The organism is Micromonospora costi (assembly GCF_003626655.1).
In the GTDB taxonomy this organism is placed as follows: domain Bacteria; phylum Actinomycetota; class Actinomycetes; order Mycobacteriales; family Micromonosporaceae; genus Micromonospora; species Micromonospora costi.
Window position 1 is genome coordinate 2,348,964 of sequence record NZ_RBAN01000001.1, and the last position, 18,398, is coordinate 2,367,361.

19 protein-coding genes are annotated in these 18,398 nt (G+C 71.9%); 7 read left to right on the forward strand and 12 right to left on the reverse strand.

The window, feature by feature from the left end:
• Nucleotides 1–78: 78 nt before the first annotated feature.
• The gene (locus tag D7193_RS10735) at nt 79–507 is read right to left on the reverse strand and encodes a DUF3151 domain-containing protein (RefSeq protein ID WP_120779108.1); all 429 of its coding nucleotides are present in this window, start codon (nt 505–507) and stop codon (nt 79–81) included.
• Nucleotides 508–760: 253 nt separating this feature from the next.
• Between D7193_RS10735 and D7193_RS10740 the strand changes: the two genes are divergently transcribed.
• Nucleotides 761–1,993, forward strand: a complete 1,233-nt coding sequence (locus D7193_RS10740) for an LOG family protein (protein WP_174242576.1) — start codon at nt 761–763, stop codon at nt 1,991–1,993.
• A 119-nt stretch (nt 1,994–2,112) separates the two neighbouring features.
• Here the strand turns inward: D7193_RS10740 and fbaA are convergent, their stop codons facing one another.
• Together fbaA and D7193_RS10750 are read right to left on the reverse strand one after the other, a co-directional pair.
• On the reverse strand, nt 2,113–3,138 hold the full coding sequence (gene fbaA / locus D7193_RS10745; RefSeq protein ID WP_120779110.1) for a class II fructose-bisphosphate aldolase: 1,026 nt from the start codon (nt 3,136–3,138) through the stop codon (nt 2,113–2,115).
• 159 nt (nt 3,139–3,297) lie between these two features.
• A complete protein-coding gene (locus D7193_RS10750; protein WP_120779111.1) occupies nt 3,298–3,681 on the reverse strand; it encodes a phage holin family protein in 384 nt (127 codons plus the stop codon).
• Between the two features lie 137 nt (nt 3,682–3,818).
• Here D7193_RS10750 and D7193_RS10755 point away from each other — a divergent pair, with 137 nt between their 5' ends.
• From D7193_RS10755 to D7193_RS10775, 3 genes are all read left to right on the forward strand, one after another.
• The gene (locus D7193_RS10755) at nt 3,819–4,031 is read left to right on the forward strand and encodes a hypothetical protein (protein WP_120779398.1); all 213 of its coding nucleotides are present in this window, start codon (nt 3,819–3,821) and stop codon (nt 4,029–4,031) included.
• Nucleotides 4,032–4,253: 222 nt separating this feature from the next.
• A complete protein-coding gene (locus D7193_RS33400) occupies nt 4,254–5,801 on the forward strand; it encodes an LPXTG cell wall anchor domain-containing protein (protein ID WP_158674789.1) in 1,548 nt (515 codons plus the stop codon).
• A gap of 294 nt (nt 5,802–6,095) precedes the next feature.
• Nucleotides 6,096–6,809 carry a DedA family protein gene (locus D7193_RS10775; protein WP_120779113.1) on the forward strand — a complete coding sequence of 238 codons (714 nt, stop codon included), beginning with the start codon at nt 6,096–6,098 and terminating at the stop codon, nt 6,807–6,809.
• Between the two features lie 58 nt (nt 6,810–6,867).
• Here D7193_RS10775 and D7193_RS10780 read toward each other — a convergent pair whose 3' ends face one another.
• From D7193_RS10780 to D7193_RS10820, 9 genes are all read right to left on the reverse strand, one after another.
• The gene (locus D7193_RS10780) at nt 6,868–7,245 is read right to left on the reverse strand and encodes an ArsR/SmtB family transcription factor (RefSeq protein WP_076468717.1); all 378 of its coding nucleotides are present in this window, start codon (nt 7,243–7,245) and stop codon (nt 6,868–6,870) included.
• A gap of 57 nt (nt 7,246–7,302) precedes the next feature.
• A complete protein-coding gene (pyrE, locus tag D7193_RS10785) occupies nt 7,303–7,839 on the reverse strand; it encodes an orotate phosphoribosyltransferase (RefSeq protein WP_120779399.1) in 537 nt (178 codons plus the stop codon).
• Nucleotides 7,840–8,005: 166 nt separating this feature from the next.
• The gene (locus D7193_RS10790) at nt 8,006–8,815 is read right to left on the reverse strand and encodes an SDR family NAD(P)-dependent oxidoreductase (protein ID WP_120779114.1); all 810 of its coding nucleotides are present in this window, start codon (nt 8,813–8,815) and stop codon (nt 8,006–8,008) included.
• A gap of 9 nt (nt 8,816–8,824) precedes the next feature.
• The gene (locus tag D7193_RS10795) at nt 8,825–9,466 is read right to left on the reverse strand and encodes a hypothetical protein (protein WP_120779115.1); all 642 of its coding nucleotides are present in this window, start codon (nt 9,464–9,466) and stop codon (nt 8,825–8,827) included.
• Nucleotides 9,467–9,538: 72 nt separating this feature from the next.
• Complete coding sequence (locus D7193_RS10800; protein ID WP_241562877.1) at nt 9,539–10,339, reverse strand: hypothetical protein; 801 nt, start codon at nt 10,337–10,339, stop codon at nt 9,539–9,541.
• Between the two features lie 83 nt (nt 10,340–10,422).
• Nucleotides 10,423–11,016, reverse strand: a complete 594-nt coding sequence (locus D7193_RS10805) for a DUF4178 domain-containing protein (RefSeq protein ID WP_120779117.1) — start codon at nt 11,014–11,016, stop codon at nt 10,423–10,425.
• Between the two features lie 175 nt (nt 11,017–11,191).
• Complete coding sequence (locus D7193_RS10810; RefSeq protein WP_120779118.1) at nt 11,192–11,572, reverse strand: hypothetical protein; 381 nt, start codon at nt 11,570–11,572, stop codon at nt 11,192–11,194.
• 148 nt (nt 11,573–11,720) lie between these two features.
• Nucleotides 11,721–14,312 carry an ATP-dependent chaperone ClpB gene (gene clpB, locus D7193_RS10815; protein WP_120779119.1) on the reverse strand — a complete coding sequence of 864 codons (2,592 nt, stop codon included), beginning with the start codon at nt 14,310–14,312 and terminating at the stop codon, nt 11,721–11,723.
• An 84-nt stretch (nt 14,313–14,396) separates the two neighbouring features.
• Nucleotides 14,397–15,050 (reverse strand): TetR/AcrR family transcriptional regulator, encoded by a 654-nt coding sequence (locus D7193_RS10820; protein WP_120779120.1) that lies wholly within the window; start codon nt 15,048–15,050, stop codon nt 14,397–14,399.
• 83 nt (nt 15,051–15,133) lie between these two features.
• Between D7193_RS10820 and D7193_RS10825 the strand changes: the two genes are divergently transcribed.
• From D7193_RS10825 to D7193_RS10835, 3 genes are all read left to right on the forward strand, one after another.
• On the forward strand, nt 15,134–16,270 hold the full coding sequence (locus D7193_RS10825) for an epoxide hydrolase family protein (RefSeq protein ID WP_120779121.1): 1,137 nt from the start codon (nt 15,134–15,136) through the stop codon (nt 16,268–16,270).
• Between the two features lie 239 nt (nt 16,271–16,509).
• A complete protein-coding gene (locus D7193_RS10830; RefSeq protein ID WP_120779122.1) occupies nt 16,510–17,010 on the forward strand; it encodes a cation:proton antiporter regulatory subunit in 501 nt (166 codons plus the stop codon).
• A 7-nt stretch (nt 17,011–17,017) separates the two neighbouring features.
• Nucleotides 17,018–18,223, forward strand: a complete 1,206-nt coding sequence (locus D7193_RS10835; protein WP_120779123.1) for a cation:proton antiporter — start codon at nt 17,018–17,020, stop codon at nt 18,221–18,223.
• Nucleotides 18,224–18,398 lie beyond the last annotated feature (175 nt).

Consider the following 18,398-nt stretch of genomic DNA (forward strand, 5'->3'; position numbering starts at 1 on the left):
CAAGGGCCGAAACTGCAAGATCGCGGAGGCGAGGGGTGGGGGCGGGGGACGGGGGGACGGGCGGGGACGGGCGCCGGGTTAGAGGCTGGCCAGGGCGTCGGCGGCGGCGGGGTCGCAGTCGCGCAGGAACTGGGCGCAGCGGGCGGCCTCGTCGGCCTCACCGATCGCGTCGGCGGCCCGGGACAGGACGTAGAGGCAGCGGAGGAAGCCCCGGTTCGGCTCGTGCGACCAGGGCACCGGCCCGTGACCCTTCCAGCCGCTGCGGCGCAGCTGGTCCAGGCCGCGGTGGTAGCCGGTGCGTGCGTACGCGTACGCCGGGACGATCTGGTCGGCCGCGAACGCCCGCGCCCCCAGCGCCGCCCACGCCGCGCTGTACGTGGGGAAGCGCGCCGCCACGTCGGCGAAAGCGTCCCCGTCGCCGCTCTGTTCGGCGTTGGCCAGCGCGGCGTCCGCCTCGTCGTTCGCGGGAAGGAGGGTGGCCGGTGGCTCCGGCAGGAGGTTCTGCATCGCCCCATTCAACCCGCTTCGCGGGGGGCCGCGCGAGAGGGTCGGCCGAGCCGCTTGGCTGAACGGCTGAGGAGTTGGTCACGCCTGCGGCCCATGCCGCAGCCAAGTGTTTTCGATTACAACTAATGGTCCGGAGCCTCCCCAGGACCCGGTTACGCAGGAGCCCGGTGGCCGCGGCCGCCGGGCTCCTGTCGTGTCCGGCGGTGCGTCACCCGTCGTGTGGAAGGTGGACGGGTGGGGGCAGTATGGCCAGGTGCCGACCCCACCACCCGCGGACGTCATCGAGCCGCACGCCACCGACGAGATCGAGACCCGCGCCGAGTTCGACCGGCGGCTGGCCGGCGGCAGCCTCGCGGGGCTGACCGTGCAGGGGCTGCGCCTGGACGTGGCGCCACCCGACCTCAGCGAGATCGCAGTCGCGGGAACCCTCTTCGTCGGCTGCCGCTTCGCCTCCCGAGAGGTCGGCGCCGACCTGGTCCGGCGCGGCGCGAACGTGGTGCCGCCCTTCTCCGGGCTGCCGTACCCGACCCAGCCCTCGCACCTCTACACAGCGGAGGAACTGGCCGCCGGCTTCGCCGAGGCGGGGTTCGCCGGGATGTACGACACCCGGGTGTACGCGCACTTCCGGGCGCACGGCGGCGCGCTCCCAGACGTGAAGGAGGCGCTCGGTCAGCGGCTGCACGACCACGGCGTGGACAACGCGCTGGCCGACGCGACGCGGGCGTGGCTGGCCGCGCACGGGCCGCAGTCCGTGGTGGGGATCATGGGCGGGCACGCGGTGCCGCGTGGGAGCGTCCCGTACCGCATGGCGGCCGTGCTCGGCTGGGAGCTGGCGCGTGCCGACCGGCTGGTGGTCACCGGCGGCGGGCCGGGGGTGATGGAGGCCGCGAACCTGGGCGCGTACCTGGCCGGCCGCCCGGCGGAGGAGCTGACCGCGGCGATCGACCTGCTCGCGACGGCTCCCGACTTCACCGACCACGACCGCTACACGGCGGCGGCGCTGCGGGTGCGCGAGCGGTACTCGCCGCCGCCGTCGGCGAACGGCACGAGCGCCGGCACGTCGACTCCGCTGCCCCGGCAGCGCGCCGCCGACCTCGGGTGGGCGCGGGCCGGCGGGCTGGCCATCCCGACCTGGTTGTACGGGCACGAACCGGCGAACCTGTTCGCCGGACGGATCGCCAAGTACTTCTCGAACGCGATCCGGGAGGACACGATCCTGCGGCTCGCCCGGGGCGGGATCGTGTTCGCGCCGGGGCGGGCCGGCACGGTGCAGGAGGTGTTCCAGGCGGCGACGAAGACCTACTACGGCACCGACGGTGCCAGCGGCGCGTACGTCTTCCTGGACCGCGCCTACTGGACCACGGAGCTGCCGGTCGAATCGCTGCTGCGCCCGCTGCTGGCCGCCTCCCCGTTCGGTGACCTGTCGTCGACCATCCACCTCACCGACGACGTCCACGAGGCCGTGCGGGTCCTGACCGGAGGCTGAGCCGCGGGCCCGGCGGCGCCGGAAACCGAGCCGACGGGCCGCCGGCGCCCGCCGACGCCGGGCGCCGGAACGGCGACGGCCGGCCCCCGGGTGGGGAGCCGGCCGTCGGAGTACGCGTCCTACTTGCTCATGGTGGTGCCGGTCGAGCGCAGCGCCTCGCAGGCCTCGACGACCCGGGCGGCCATGCCGGCCTCGGCGGCCTTGCCCCAGACCCGCGGGTCGTACATCTTCTTGTTGCCGACCTCGCCGTCGACCTTCAGCACGCCGTCGTAGTTGCGGAACACGTGGTCCGCGACGGGCCGGGTGAAGGCGTACTGGGTGTCGGTGTCGATGTTCATCTTCACCACGCCGTAGTCGAGCGCCTCGCGGATCTCGGAGAGCAGCGAGCCGGAACCGCCGTGGAAGACCAGGCTGAGCGGCTTCTCCTTGTTGTACTTGGCGCCCACCGCCATCTGGATGTGGTTGAGCACCTCGGGGCGCAGCTTGACGTTGCCCGGCTTGTAGACGCCGTGCACGTTGCCGAAGGTCAGCGCCGCCATGTAGCGGCCCTTCTCGCCCAGGCCCAGCGCCTCGACCATGGCCAGGCCGTCCTCGACGGTGGTGTAGAGCTTCTCGTTGATGGCGTTCTCGACGCCGTCCTCCTCGCCGCCGACCACGCCGACCTCGATCTCGAGGACGATCTTGCCCTTGGCGGCCTCGTCGAGGAGCTGCTCGGCGATCTGCAGGTTCTCGGCCACCGGCACCGCGGAGCCGTCCCACATGTGCGACTGGAACAGCGGCTCCTGCCCGGCCTTCACCCGCTCCTGGGAGATCCCCATCAGCGGCCGGACGAACTTGTCGAGCTTGTCCTTCGGGCAGTGGTCGGTGTGCAGGGCGACGGTGACCGGGTAGTTCTTCGCGACCTCGCGGGCGTAGTGGGCGAACGCGACGGCGCCGGTCACCATGTCCTTCACCGAGGGGCCGGAGAGGTACTCCGCGCCACCGGTGGAGACCTGGATGATGCCGTCACTCTCCGCGTCGGCGAAGCCCTTGAGCGCCGCGTTCAGCGTCTGGGAGGAGGTCACGTTGATCGCGGGGTACGCGTACCGGCCAGCCTTGGCGCGGTCCAGCATCTCCGCGTAGGCCTCAGGGGAAGCGATAGGCATGTCGAACGCTCCTTAATTGCCGCTCTCGGCCGTGCTGGCCGCTGTTGTCCATGTGCGCCGGACCGCGCTGTCCTCCGCCGGGCAGTATCCCGCAGCGCGGCGACCCGGCCGCAACCGACCCGGCGCACGTCCGCCCGACGGAGACCGCAACACCGCCGGTCACCGACCCTCCAGCCGGTCCGGCAGCACCACGCTGATCAGCCAGGTCACCACGGACATCACGATGGCGCCCCAGAACGCCGCCCAGAAGCCGTGCACCCGGAACGGCAGGTCGAGCGAACGGGCGATCCAGTCGGTCAGCAGGAACAGCAGCGCGTTGACGACCAGGGCGAACAGGCCCAGGGTCAGCAGGTAGAAGATGCAGCCGACCACCTTGATCACCGGCTTGAGGACCGCGTTCACGAGGCCGAAGATCACCGCGACCACCACCAGGGTGAGCGCGGTGTTGGCACCGGTGCGGCCGCCGACCTCCACCCCGGGCACGACCAACGTGGTGATCCACAGCGCCACCGCGGTGATCGCCAGCCGGATCAGAAAGCCCACGGCCCCATCCTGGCATCGGCCGTACGCGCCGGTGGGCCGATTCGGTCGACTCGGGGTTCGTGGCGCTGGGCGAGCGTACGGCGGGCACAACCCGTACGGTGGGTGGGATGACGCCCGCCGACATCCAGGGAGGGACGATGGGTCAGCCCGACGAGGACTTCGCGCCCAGCGACCACCTCAACCCGGAGGAGCGCGACCTGGAAGCGGAGCCGGCCGACGCGGTGGAGCAGGCCGTCGCCGTGGACCCGACCGACGGTGAGCCGGAGCCGCACCGCGGCCTGGAGGTCGACGACTGGGACGCCATGGAGCAGGCGCGGGTGGTCGTCGGCGACGAGGACGACTACCGCTGACGATCCGACCGCCGGGCAGCGGCGGCGCCATCTGCGCCGCCGGATCGAGCGGTGCCGGACGAGGTACGCGGTTGGGGACCGCGCACCCGAACGTTGCGTCGTTCCTGATCAGCCGTTCGGTCGATATTCGCCGGTGGGGGCCGGCCGGGGCGGCGCGGAGGCTTAACGACTCCTTAAGATCCGCAGGCTTCGTTCTTTCATCCCCCTAAACGAGGGAACCCCATGCTCAAGAACTCCGCCCGGCGCTGGCTCGCCGGGTTGGGCGTCGTAGGCGCGATCGTCGCCGCCTCCGCCTCCCCCGCCTTCGCCGACGAGGCCTTCGAACTGAACGCACCCAACGTGCTCGTGCCGGTCGGCCACACGGCCTACTCCGGCTTCTGGCTCGACCCGGTGGACGGCGAACCCGCCTTCGACCACGCCACCATCGACCTCGACCTGTCCGCCGTCGCGGACTTCGTCCAGATCGAGCCGAACTCCGAGCAGTGGCACTGCACGTCCGACGCGCCGCGACTGCACTGCGAGGCCGATGCCCATCCGGAGTGGGGCATCGGGGACTTCACCTACTTCGCCATCGCCAAGGACGGCGTGGAGGCGGGACGCTCCGGCGACATGACCGTCAAGGCGACCGCGGGCGGCTCGGAGGTCACCAAGGAGGTGACCCTCACGCTGGCGGAGGCGGTGGACCTGCAGTCCCCCGAGCAGGTCGACCTCGAGGCCGCTCCGGGTGACTCGTTCGGCGTCCAGTTGACCGTCCGCAACGGCGGGCCGTCCGCCGCCAGGGGCGCCGTCATGATGCTGTGGGCCGACTACTACACGGCCTATGCCGGCAACTTCTCCAACTGCAGGTACTCGGAGGGCAACCCGGTCATCTGCCACTTCGACTCCGACCTGGACCCGGAGAAGACCTACCGCCTCTCCAGCGAGCTGCCCCTGAAGCTCGCCGACGAGGTACGCAGCGGGACGTCCTTCGACAACTCCGTCACCTGGTGGACGACGGACGACTGGAACGCCTCCGGCAACGACGAATACTTCGGCGACGTCAAGCCGGGCACGGGGGAGCCGCTGCGGCTCGTCGAGGTGGAGTCAACCTCGCGTCGCGCCGCCCCGCAGACCGACATCGAGTGGTTGAACAACATCACCAATCTCCACATCTCGGTGAGCGGCAACCACTACGCCGACCTCGCCGCCGAGCCGGCCTCGGCCAGTGCCACCGCGGGCAAGACGGTGGCGATCCGCCCGACCGTCCGCAACCTGGGTCCGGCCATCGCCGAGGCCACCTGGAACCTGACCGAGCCGGTCGTCGAGATCGTCCTCCCAGGCGGTACCACCGCGGTGGAGGCGTCGGGCGACTGCGCGCCCATCACGGAGAAGGGCTGGGACATCCAGGAGGAGTGGGGCAAGCCGGGTGCGAGCCGCTACGGCTGCCTGACCAGCGAGATCGCCCCGGGTCAGACGTACTTCTTCGACTTCACTCTGCAGGTGGACAAGATCACCCCGAACGCGCCGGGTCAGCTGACCGTGACGTTCCCGGGTGACCCGCAGGCCGCCAACAACACCGCCGAGATCGTGCTCAAGCCCGCGTCCACCGGCAACAACGGCGGCGACAACGGCGGCGACAACGGCCAGGGTGGCGGGGGCGGTGACGGCGGCTCGCTGCCGATCACCGGTTCCTCCACCGGCCTGATCGCCGGCATCGGTGCTCTCCTGCTCGTGGCGGGCGCCGGCGGCTACCTCGTGGCCCGCCGCCGCAAGACCCGCTTCGTGGCCTGATCCCGTACCACCACCCGGTGCCCCGCCGACCAGCCGGTCGGCGGGGCACCGCCGTCTGCGGGCCGTGGGGACGACCGTGCCGGGGTCGGCCGGCGGGATCGACGCTGGTTCGCGCTGCCGTATGCGCTGGATACGGCGACCGCCGGGGCTCCGGCGCCGGCAGCGGTTCCTGAGCGTTGGCCGGGAGGTGTGACGTCGAGCACCGGGCGTCTCGGGCGGCCACCTAGACTACGGTCGTGCCGTCGCCGATGGCGACTTGCCGCCAATCCCACTGGTAGACACCGGAGGTCGCTCGTGCCGACGCCCACCACCAACCTGGCCCTCGGGCCGGACTGGCTCGACCCGGAGTGGTTGATCTCGACGTTCGGGCTGCTCGGCATCCTCGCCATCGTGTTCGCCGAGTCGGGCCTGCTGATCGGGTTCTTCCTGCCGGGTGACTCGCTGCTGTTCACGGCGGGCCTGCTCACTGCCGACGGGCAGTACATCACCTGGCCGCTGTGGGTGGTCTGCCTGCTGATCACGATCGCGGCGATCGCCGGTGACCAGGTGGGTTACGCGTTCGGCCGGAAGGTGGGCCCGTCACTGTTCCGGCGCCCCAACTCGCGGTTGTTCAAGCAGGAGAACGTGCTCAAGGCGCAGGAGTTCTTCGAGAAGTACGGGGCGCGCTCGATCGTGCTCGCCCGCTTCGTGCCGATCGTGCGGACGTTCACGCCGATCGTGGCCGGGGTGAGCCGGATGAACTACCGCACCTTCGTGACGTACAACATCATCGGCGGGGTGCTCTGGGGCACCGGCGTGACGCTGCTCGGCTACTTCCTCGGCCAGATCGACTTCGTCAAGGAGCACATCGAGCTGATCCTCATCGCGATCGTTGCGATCTCGGTGATTCCGATCGCGATCGAGCTGCTCCGGGCCCGCATCGCGGCCAAGCGGGGCACCACCGCCGAGGAGCGGGCCGCGGCCGAGGAGGCGATCCGGGAGACCCGGCAGCACTACGGCAAGCACTGACCGGCCGGCCGTCCGGCGCCGTCCCTGCTCGGGGATGGCACCGGACGATCGGTAGGGGTCAGCGGGCCTTCTTGGTGGCCCGCTTGCGCGGCGGGGTCAGCAGATCGGCGATCGTGGCGATCGCCGTCGGGACCAGCCGGTAGTACGCCCACACACCGCGCTTCTCCCGCTCCAGCAAGCCGGCCTCGGTGAGGATGCGAAGGTGGTGGCTGACCGTCGGCTGGGAGAGGCCGAGCGGCGCCGTCAGGTCGCACACGCACGCCTCGCCCTCGGGGGCCGACTGGATCAGGCTCAGCAGCCGCAGCCGGGCAGGGTCGGCGAGGGCCTTGAGGACCCCGGCGAGGCGCTCGGCATCGGCACGTTCGATTGGCTCGCCGGCCAGCGGCGAGATCTGAGGCATAGTCATTTCAGCCAACGCAGTTCCCACGTTTTCCATCCTTCCACCAGCAGCATCGATCCGCCTGCATATCAGCAGATCCGAATCGGCAGACTTTTACGCCACAAGGCCGAGGTCAGCCAACGTATAGGCCGCCCGATACGGCAATCCGGCGGCTCGCACCGCGTCGCCGGCGCCTCGATCAACAATAACCGCCACCCCTACGACGTCGGCCCCGGCCTCACGAAGCGCTTCGACAGCGGTCAGCACACTCGACCCCGTCGTCGATGTGTCCTCGACCGCCAGGACACGGCGGCCGGCCACCTCAGGTCCCTCGATCCGTCGCTGCATACCGTGTGCCTTACCGGCCTTGCGCACCACGAAGGCGTCCAGGGCCCGCTCGGTCGGAGCGGCGTGCAGCATCGAGAAAGCGATCGGGTCGGCGCCCAGGGTCAGTCCGCCCACGGCGTCGTACTCCCAGTCGGCGGTGAGGTCGAGCATCACCCGGCCGACCAACGGCGCGGCCCGGTGATGGAGCGTGATGCGTCGCAGGTCGATGTACCAGTCCGCCTCGCGGCCGGAGGAGAGCACCACCCGGCCGTGGACCACGGCCAGATCAGTGATGAATTTACGCAGGTCGTCGCGGTCCCCCATGGCGATAGAGGGTACTGCGCAAGTCTGGGAGCCGCGTGCGGGGTCCACCCGGATCCAACCGGTGAGCGACCGACGGACGACGATGGACGACTACTCTCTGCGACCGGACACGATCCGATCGCCACGGGCCGGGCCGGACGGATCGACGCCGGCGGCTGCCGTCGACTCAGGCCTGGTCGCGGCCGATCCGCCCGCGGGTGTCCCGGGCGACGGCCTGCAACAGCCGGCGGGGCGCGTGCCGCAGGCCGGCCACCGCCACCTTGTACTTCCACGTCGGAACGCTGACCAGCTTGCCTTTCCGCAGGTCACGCAACGCCTCGTCGACCACGTCGTCGGCGCGCAGCCACATCCACTCCGGCGTCTTCGACATGTTGATGCCGGCCCGGTCGTGGAATTCGGTGCGGGTGTAGCCGGGACACAAAGCCATCACGCGTACGCCGAAAGGCTGCGCGGACTGGCCCACCGACTCGCTGAAGTTCGTCACCCACGCCTTGCTGGCCGAGTAGGTCGAGCCGGGCATCACCGCGCCGAAACCCGCCACCGAAGAGACATTTATCACTGCCCCATCGCGCCGCTCGGTCATCGGCCGGAGCGCGGCGAGCGTCAGGCGCATCACCGCGTGGACGTTGAGCCGGAGCAGGCGGGCCTCGTCCTCCACGGAGGACCGCAGGAACGGCTTGTTCAAGCTGATGCCGGCGTTGTTGACGAGCAGGTCGACCGGACTGCCGGCGGCCAGCCGGGCCTCCACGAGCGCACAACCGTCGTCGGTGGACAGATCGGCGGATATCGTCTCGGCTTCACGGCCGTGCCGTCCGGTCAGCTCCGCGGCCATCTCGGCCAGGCGGGCGGCATCGCGGGCCACCAGCACAAGGTGCCACCCGTCGGCGGCCAGCCGGCGGGCGAACGCCGCACCGATGCCGGCGGTCGCACCGGTCACCAGAGCCCGCTTCGCGGTGGGCGTGGAGTCGGGCGTCACGGGCGGTCCTCAGCTCGGCGGGTACGGGCTCGTGGTCGGCTGGTGCGGGTGGGGTGCGAACCCGGGCGGCACGGCCGGCGCGACCGGGCGCCGCCGGAACCAGACGTTCGCCGCCGGCAGCACCAGCAGCGTAGCTACCACAAGGTAACCGAGCGCCTGGCCGACCGAAAGCCCTCCGTTCAACGGGATCCACCACGAGGGGTAGGCGTCAGCGACCAGGGCCAGCAACGCCTCGGTGGCCTGCTCGCCCTCGCCGAGTTGCAGCGGGGCGGCCCGCTGCCCGACCAGCAACGCGAGGCCGCAGCACCCGCAGAGCAGCCCCAGCCCGCAGACCACCCAGGTCGCCACCCGTGCGCCCGGGCGCCCCGTGCCCAGACCGATTGCCAGGCCGGCCAGGAGGAGCGCGGCCAGCACGGCGAGCACCGCGGACAGGACGCCGGAGACGCGCAGCAGCCCCACGACACCGTCCACCTGATCCGCCGTGGCCGTGGTGGCGGCCGCCGCAGCCCGGAAGCGGTCGATGGTGCCGCCGAGCACCAGGAGGCCGGTCACGGCGTACGCGAACGCGACGACCGCCATCAGCAGCAGGACGGCCGTTGCCAGCGCGACCACGCCGGGGCGGCGGACCGGCGCCGGATGCGGGTACGACACGACAGGTCCCTCCGGTAGGCGTCGGGTTGCAACCTACTCGGAGGGACCGTCGGCGTCGTCGTTAACCGCGGCTCAGCTGACCGGCGGCGGGGTCGGGCCCGGCCGGTCCGATCCGGGTGCCTGGTCACCGGGCTGGCCCGGCGCCGGCGGGTAGCCGGGCTGGCCGGGCGGCGGGTAGCCGGGGGTCGGCGGGTAGCCGGGCTCGGCCTGCGACTGGCCGGGCTGGCCGGGGACCTGCGGGTAGCCGGGCGTCGACGGGTAGCCGGGGTAGGCGGCGCCCGGAACCGGCGGCTCCCAACCGGCCTGCGGCTTCCGGAAGTACTCGTTCGACTTCGGCAGCGCGAGAAGGATCAGGGCGACGATCAGCGCGATCACGCCGATCACCCCGAGCAGGGTGCTGACCGGCGTGAACCAGCCGGGCAGCGCCTCGTCGAGCCGCCGCTGGATCTCGTCCGGGCTCGGCGCGTCGCCCGTGGTGGTGCCGGTGCTGCCGCCGAAGCCGCCCGCCGCTCCGCTGATCAGGCTGCCACCCGTGCAGCAGACCAGGATGCCGCCGAGGATCCAGGTGGTGATCCGGGACCCGTTCTTGCCGCGGTTGTTCAGCACGGCCAGCACGACCAGCACGATCGCGAGGAGCAGCACGAAGATCGCGCTGCCGATGCCGATCGCGAAGGTGACGTCGGCGATGGTGTTGGCCGCGTTGGCCTCGGTGCCGGCGTACGCGTCACGCAGCACGTCGCGGATGGTGCCGATGGTGGCGAGCGTGATGATCAGGTTGATCACCTGAAGAACGGCGAACAGAATCAGCAGGTAGCTGGAAATCGTCACCACGCTCGGCCGTGACCGTGCCGGCGTGCTGTGGGGATCGACCACGATGCTCCTTCCCTAGATCGCGCCAACACCGTATCGGCAACGGGCCAATCCGGCAGGCCGCGACGCGGCCGGGCAGGTGGGGGTCAGTTCGCGCCGGTCCGCGGCCGGACGACCACCTCGGCGCGGCGCAACAGCTCGCCCCGGGCCACCTCCCAGCCCGCTTCCCCGTACGCCTCGAACGAGAGCCGGGCGCCGCCCGGGGCCTGGTAGTCGTGGTACCGCATGGTGCCCGAGGGTTCACGGCCGGTCGTGCCGGTCGCCGTGTAGCGGGCCTGCCCCGACTCGACCCAGCCGTACCGGTGGTCGGCGAGGTCGATGGTCGGCGCGCCCGGGGTGACGGTCGCACCCGGCTCCGCGGTCCAGAGGACCACCTCGTGGTCCCGCCGCTCCTCGACCGAGAGCCAGCGCCGGACGCCGTCCACATCGTCGAGCAGGTGCTCGGCCCAGCTCCAACCCGCCTCGTGCAGGCGGATCGTGCCGCGGACCGGCCAGGGCACACCCCGGATCTCCACCACGTCGCCGGGCCGGATCGCGCGCAGTGCCTCGTCGCCGGCCAGTGACGCGCCGGGTCCGGTTCCCGCCCGCGGCCGGCTCCCGAACCGGCGCAGGACCGCCCCGACGATCGCGAGCAGCACGATCAGGCCGGCCACCGCCAGGTACGCCACCCACCCGCTCACCGACCCACCCTCCCCTGGTTACGCCGGCGCAGACGCTAACAACCCGGTTCACCCGGGGGTACACGCCGATCGTGAAGTGAGCGCCCGGTCACCGGGCGGCCGGTGGCGGGCGCCGCGCGGACCGGGCCGGCCCGCCCGGCGACAGGGCCGCCCGCCGGCGCGAGGCCGCGGTTCGTCACGCCTCGGCGAGGCGCGACGCGGCGTACGCGCGCAGCGAGGACCGGCCCATCACGCAGCCCGTGAACGTGGTGAACTCGGCCGGATCGTCGCCGAGTGCGGTCCACGCCGTCCGGGCGGCCGCCGGGTCGATCCGTTCCAGCAGCGTCGCGGCGTACGCGCGGCCGGCCGGCGAGCCGCTGTCGAGCAGCCGGTCGAGGTGCGGGCGTACCTCGTCGGGGCGTTCGGCCGACGCGGCCTCGAGGCGTTGGTACGCCTCCGTGGCCGGCAGCAGCGTGTTGGCGAACCCGACCCCGCCGAAGGCGAGCGTGTCGGCGCGGGCCAGCTCCGCGACGGCGTCCTCGATCTCGCGGTCCCGCTTCTTCCCGATCCCGAACATGCTCCCTACCTTTCCCCGCCACGGCCCGCCCCACCCCGATGATCAAGAGGTTTGCGTCGCGGAATCGCTCTCCGCTGACGCAAACCTCTTGATCACCTTGCCGGGCGCGGTCGGGCCGGGGCCGGGGGCCGGGGCGGGGGTGGGTGGGTCAGGCTGGGGTTACCGTCAGGGCGTCCTTGTCGTCGGACAGGTCCACCTTGACCGTGTGGCCGTCGCGGATCTGGCCGGCGAGCAGGGCCTTCGCGAGCTGGTCACCGATGGCCGACTGCACGAGCCGGCGCAGCGGGCGCGCACCGTAGATCGGGTCGTACCCGTGCTCGGCCAGCCACTGCCGGGCGGACTCGGTGATGTCCAGGGCCAGTCGACGGTCCGCGAGGCGCTTCCGCATCCGGTCGAGCTGGATGTCCACGATGGCCCCCAGGTCGTCCCCGCGGAGCGCGGCGAAGACCACCACGTCGTCGAGCCGGTTGAGGAACTCGGGCTTGAAGTGCGAGCGGACGACCGCGAGCACGCCCTCGCGACGCTGCTCCTCGGCGAGCGTCAGGTCGCTGATGATCGACGACCCGAGGTTCGAGGTGAGGATCAGGATCGCGTTGCGGAAGTCGACCGTCCGGCCCTGGCCGTCGGTGAGCCGGCCGTCGTCGAGCACCTGGAGCAGGATGTCGAAGACGTCCGGGTGGGCCTTCTCGACCTCGTCCAGCAGGATCACCGAGTACGGCCGGCGGCGCACCGCCTCGGTGAGCTGCCCGCCCTCCTCGTAGCCGACGTAACCGGGCGGGGCACCGACGAGGCGGGCGACGGAGTGCTTCTCGCCGTACTCGCTCATGTCGATGCGGACCATGGCCCGCTCGTCGTCGAAGAGGAACTCCGCGAGCGCCTTCGCCAGCTCGGTCTTGCCGACGCCCGTCGGGCCGAGGAAGAGGAAGCTGCCCGTCGGCCGGTCGGGGTCGGCGACGCCGGCACGCGCCCGGCGTACGGCGTCGGAGACCGCGGCGACGGCCTCGCGCTGGCCGACCACGCGGGCCCCCAGCGAGTCCTCCATCCGCAGCAGCTTCGCGGTCTCGCCCTCCAGCAGCCGGCCGGCCGGGATGCCCGTCCAGGAGGCCACGACCGCGGCGATGTCGTCCGCGCCGACCTCCTCCTTCAGCATCGCGCCGTCGGCCTGGAGCCGGGCCAGCTCCTCCTCGGCCTGCGCCAGCTCGGCCTTGAGCGCCGGGATCCGGCCGTACCGCAGCTCGGCGGCGCGCTCCAGCTCGCCGTCGCGCTCGGCCCGCTCGGCCTCGCCGCCCAGCCGCTCCAGCTCCTCCTTGGCCGTGGAGAGCTTGGTGATGTGGTCCTTCTCCAGCTTCCAGCGGTCGGCGAGCGCGGTCAGCTGCTCGCGCTTGTCGGCCAGCTCCTTGCGCAGCCGCGCCAGCCGCTCGGCGGAGGCGTCGTCCGGCTCCTTGGCCAGCGCCATCTCCTCGATCTCCAGCCGGCGGACCGCCCGCTCGATCTCGTCGACCTCCACGGGACGAGAGTCGATCTCCATCCGGAGCCGGGACGCGGACTCGTCGACGAGGTCGATCGCCTTGTCCGGCAGGAAGCGATCGGTGATGTAGCGGTCGGAGAGGGTCGCGGCGGCGACCAGCGCGGCGTCGGTGATGCGTACGCCGTGGTGCACCTCGTAGCGCTCCTTGAGGCCACGGAGGATGCCGATGGTGTCCTCGATGGTGGGCTCGCCGACCAGCACCGGCTGGAAGCGCCGCTCCAGGGCCGGGTCCTTCTCGATGTGCTCGCGGTACTCGTCCAGCGTGGTCGCGCCGACCATCCGCAGCTCACCGCGGGCCAGCATGGGCTTCAGCATGTTGCCGGCGTCCATCGAGCCCTCGCCCTTGCCGGCGCCCACCACGGTGTGCAGCTCGTCGAGGAACGTGATGACCTGCCCGTTGGAGTTCTTGATCTCCTCGAGCACCGACTTCAGTCGCTCCTCGAACTGGCCCCGGTACGACGCGCCGGCCACCATGGCGCCCAGGTCGAGCGAGACGAGCTTCTTGTCCCGCAGCGACTCGGGCACGTCACCGGCGACGATCCGCTGGGCGAGCCCTTCGACGATCGCGGTCTTGCCCACGCCGGGCTCGCCGATCAGCACCGGGTTGTTCTTCGTACGCCGGGACAGCACCTGGATCACCCGCCGGATCTCCGAGTCCCGGCCGATGACCGGGTCGATCTTGCCGTCGCGGGCGCTGGCGGTCAGGTCGACGCCGTACTTGGCCAGCGCCTGGTAGGTCTGCTCGGGATCGGCGGTGGTCACCCGGCGGTCCCCGCCGCGGACGGTCGGGAAGGCCGCGACCAGGTTCTCCTCGGTGGCGCCGGCCGCCTTCAGGGCGTTCGCCACCGCGCCGCCCACCCGGGCCAGGCCGGCCAGCAGGTGCTCGGTGGAGGTGTACTCGTCGCCCAGCGGCCGCGCGATCTGCTCGGCGGCGCCGATGGCGTTGACGAACTCACGGGCGAGGGTCGGCTCGGCGATGCTGGAGCCGCGCGCCGCGGGCAGGGCGTCGACCGCACGCTGGGCGGCCCGGCGCAGCTCGGCGGGGTCGGCCCCGACGGCGCGCAGCAGGCCCGGTGCGGTCGACCCCTCGGTGTCCAGCAGTGCCAGCAGCAGGTGCCAGGGCTCCACGGTGGCGTGGCCGCGCTGGTTCGCCAGCGCGACGGCACCGGTGATGGTTTCGCGGCTCTTGGTGGTGAGACGTTCCGTGTTCATGACTCCCCCGGATCGACAGGTCCGCTAGGAAGGACACAACCAGAGTTGAGCCTATTCCGCTCAACCCTGGAGGTGTGAGCCCGATCACTCGCGGCGCCGCCAGCGCCAGTCGAACTCGCCCGCCGCGGGCGGCGGCCCGGGCAACGGCTCGGCGTCCGCGCCGGCCGACAGGCCGGCGAGCAGCACCGCGAGCTGGCGGCGGCGCAGCTGCCGGGTGCGCTCCGGATCGGGTACGCGCACCGCGGCGCACGCCTCCAGCAGCAGACCGAGGTCCTGCACCACCACGTCGGGCCGGAGCCGTCCGTCGGCGCGTGCCCGCTCGACCAGCCGGGCGGCCAACTCGTTGGCGCGGACCGCGTCCCGACCCATCTCCTCGGTGGGGGTGAACGTGCCGGCCAGGTGCACGGTCAACGAGTGCACGTCGGCGTCGACCACCCCGGCCAGGAAACCGGTGAGGGCACGCCACGGGTCCGGCTCGGACAGGGCCGCCTCGGCCTCGGCGACGTAGCGGCGCAGCCCGTCGTGGCAGAGCCGGCGCAGCAGGTCCTCCTTGCCCGCGTACCGCCGATAGAGGGCACTGATGCCGACGCCGGCGCGGTCGGCGACGGCGGCGATGGGCGCCTTCGGGTCGGCGAGGAAGACGGCGCGTGCGGCTTCCAGGATGGCCTCGTCGTTGCGGGCCGCCTGGGCGCGGCGCCCGGCGAGCGGCCCGGGGGCGGCTGCGGTCGGGTTCGGCATGGTCCGAGATTAGCAGTGGAACGGATCGTTCCGCTCTGCTATGTTGTAACGGAACGAAGCATTCCGTTCTGAAGGAGTGAGTCATGACCGGCACCGCGATCCGCCCGTTCCGCGTGGAGATCCCGCAGACCGCCCTCGACGACCTGGCCGACCGGCTGCGGCGGACCATCTGGCCCGGCGAGCTGCCCGGCGCCGGCGACGCGTACGGCATGCCCACCCGCCGGGTCCGCGATCTGGTCGAGCACTGGCTGGAGCGGTTCGACTGGCGGGCCGTCGAGGCGCGGCTGAACGCGTACCCCCAGTTCGTCACCGAGATCGACGGTGAGGAGCTGCACTTCCTGCACGTCCGGTCCTCCCGGGCGGACGCCACCCCGCTGGTGCTCACCCACGGCTGGCCGGGCTCGATCGTCGAGTACCTCGACGTGATCGCGCCGCTCACCGAGCCGACCGATCCGGCGGCGCCCGCCTTCCACCTGGTCATCCCGTCGCTGCCCGGCTTCGGCTTCTCCGGCCCGACCCGCAGCGCCGGCTGGAACCGCTACCGCACCGCCCGCGCCTGGGCCGAGCTGATGAACCGACTGGGGTACGACCGGTACGGCGCGGTCGGCAACGACGCCGGTTCGATGGTCGCGCCGGAGCTGGGCCGGATCGCCCCGGAACGCGTGCTCGGCGTGCACGTCACCCAGCTCTTCTCGTTCCCCTCCGGAGACCCGGCCGAGTTCGCCGGCCTCTCCGAGGCGGACCAGGCGGCGCTCAAGCACCTCCAGTGGTTCTACGAGACCAAGTTCTCCTTCAACCAGGTGCACAGCCAGCAGCCCCAGACCCTGGCGTTCGGGCTGGCCGACTCGCCGGTGGGGCTGCTGGCCTGGAACGCCCAGCTCTTCGACGAGAGCCTCGACCCCGACTTCGTCCTCGCCAACGTGGCGCTCTACTGGTTCACCGGCACGGCCGCCTCGGCGATCCGTTTCTACTGGGAGGACGCCCACGCCGACGAACAGCCCGGCGGGCCGACCACGGTGCCGACCGCGCTGGCCATGTTCCCCGGCGACTTCCAGTCGATCCGCCGCTTCGCCGACCGGGACCACGCGAACATCGTGCGCTGGACGGCGTACGACACGGACGTCGACGGGCGCGGCGACGTCGGCGGCCACTACGCCGCCCACCAGGCGACCGACGTACTCGTGGGCGACATCCGGGAGTTCTTCGCCAGCCTCCGCTGACCCTGCCGCACCCGGTGCCCGCCCCCGCTCTACGGCGGGGGCGGGCACCGGCATGTCCGTCTCGGTCTGACTGACGCCCGGAAAGATCGACACGAGATCGGGGATGTCGCGGTATCCGCGGTGGCGGGACAGCGCGATGTGGGGGAAACGGAGTCGATCTTCAAGCCGGCCGGGGTGCGGGGATAGGCCGCGGTCACGGTGGAACGATCGAGGGGCGTGGACGCGGTAGCGTTGCCCGGGTGCGAGTACGTGTCGAACAGACTGCACTGCCGGGAATCGGCGTACGTCACGACCTGGTGACGGAGTCCGGGCGCCGGCTGGGTGTGGTCTCCCACCGCAACGGTCGTCGTGACCTGGTCCTCTACGACCCGGACGATCCCGATTCCTGCCAGGCGGACATTCCGCTCACCGACGACGAGGCCGAGGCCCTCGCCGACATCCTCGGCGCGTCGTTGATGCTCGGCCAACTCTCCGGGCTGCGCGAGCAGGCCGCCGGGCTGCTCACCGAGCAGATCGTGATCCCGGCCGGCTCCCCGTACGTCAACCGGAAGCTCGGCGACACCAAGGCCCGCACCCGGACCGGCGCCTCCATCGTTGCGGTGCTCCGCGACAAAGAGGTGATCGTCTCACCGGACCCGGCCTTCCGCTTCGCGGCCGGTGACGTGGTGGTCGTGGTCGGGACCCGCCAGGGTCTCGACGGGGTGACCGCCATCCTCGCCGACAGCGACCCGGACGGCTGAGGCGCGGATGCACGAAACCACCACCCTGCTCATCGAGGTCGGCGCGCTGCTCTTCCTGCTCGGTCTGCTCGGCCGGCTGAGCCGCCGGATCGGCCTCTCGCCCATCCCGCTCTACCTGCTCGCCGGGCTCGCGTTCGGGCACGGCGGCCTTCTGCCGCTCAACGCCAGCGAGGAGTTCTTCGCGGTCGGCGCCGAGATCGGCGTGATCCTCCTGCTGGTGATGCTCGGCCTGGAGTACTCGGCCAACGAGCTCGTCGGCAACCTCCGCTCCGCGGCGCCCGCCGGGCTGATCGACGGCGTGCTCAACGCGCTGCCCGGGGCCGCGTTCGCGCTGCTGCTCGGCTGGGACTGGGTGGCCGCGCTGGTGCTCGCGGGCATCACCTGGGTCTCGTCATCCGGGGTGATCGCCAAGGTCCTCGCCGACCTGGGCCGGCTCGGTAACCGGGAGACCCCGGTGATCCTCTCGGTCCTGGTGATCGAGGACCTGGCCATGGCGCTCTACCTGCCGCTGGTCACCGCCGTCCTGGCCGGCACCGGCCTGCTCGGCGGAGGCGTCGCCCTCAGCATCGCGGTCGGCACCGTCCTGCTCGTGCTGCTGGTGGCCATCCGCTACGGCAACGCCATCTCGGCGTTCATGTCGGCGAAGGACCCGGAGGCGCTGCTGCTCGGGGTGCTCGGCATGACGCTGCTGGTGGCCGGCCTCGCGGCCAAGCTCCAGGTCTCGGCGGCGGTCGGCGCGTTCCTGGTCGGCATCGCGCTCTCCGGCCCGGTGGCACACCACGCCACCGAGATGCTCTCCCCCCTTCGGGACCTGTTCGCCGCGGTGTTCTTCGTGTTCTTCGGGCTGACGACGGACCCGCGGGAGATTCCTCCCGTACTGCTGCCGGCGCTCGCCCTGGCGATCGTCACCATGGCGACGAAGACCCTCACCGGCTACCTGGCCGCCCGCCGGATCGGCATCGCCGAGCCCGGCCGGTGGCGCGCCGGCCTCGCGCTGGTGCCGCGCGGCGAGTTCTCCATCGTCATCGCGGGTCTCGCGGTCTCCGCGGGCAGCGTCGAGCCGCGGTTGGCGGCGCTCGCCACGGCGTACGTCCTGATCACCGTCGTCACGGGCCCGCTGCTGGCCCGGTTGCCCGACTTCGCCTGGTTCAAGCGGTGGCTTCGGCAGCGCGCGTCGGTGCAGCGGCGGGAGCCGGTCAGCGTCCCGGAATGACGCCGGTCACTGCCCCTCCGGGCCGGGTCCGCCGTACGGCCGACCCGGCCCGACCAAGGGTCGACCAATTGGTCCCTGGAGGGTCTACCGCTACTCGTCGGTACCGCGTTACCGTGTCGCCCCAGCAGCCAGGTCCGCAGGTGGCCGAGCCAACTGTGGGCGAGAGCGGAAGGTT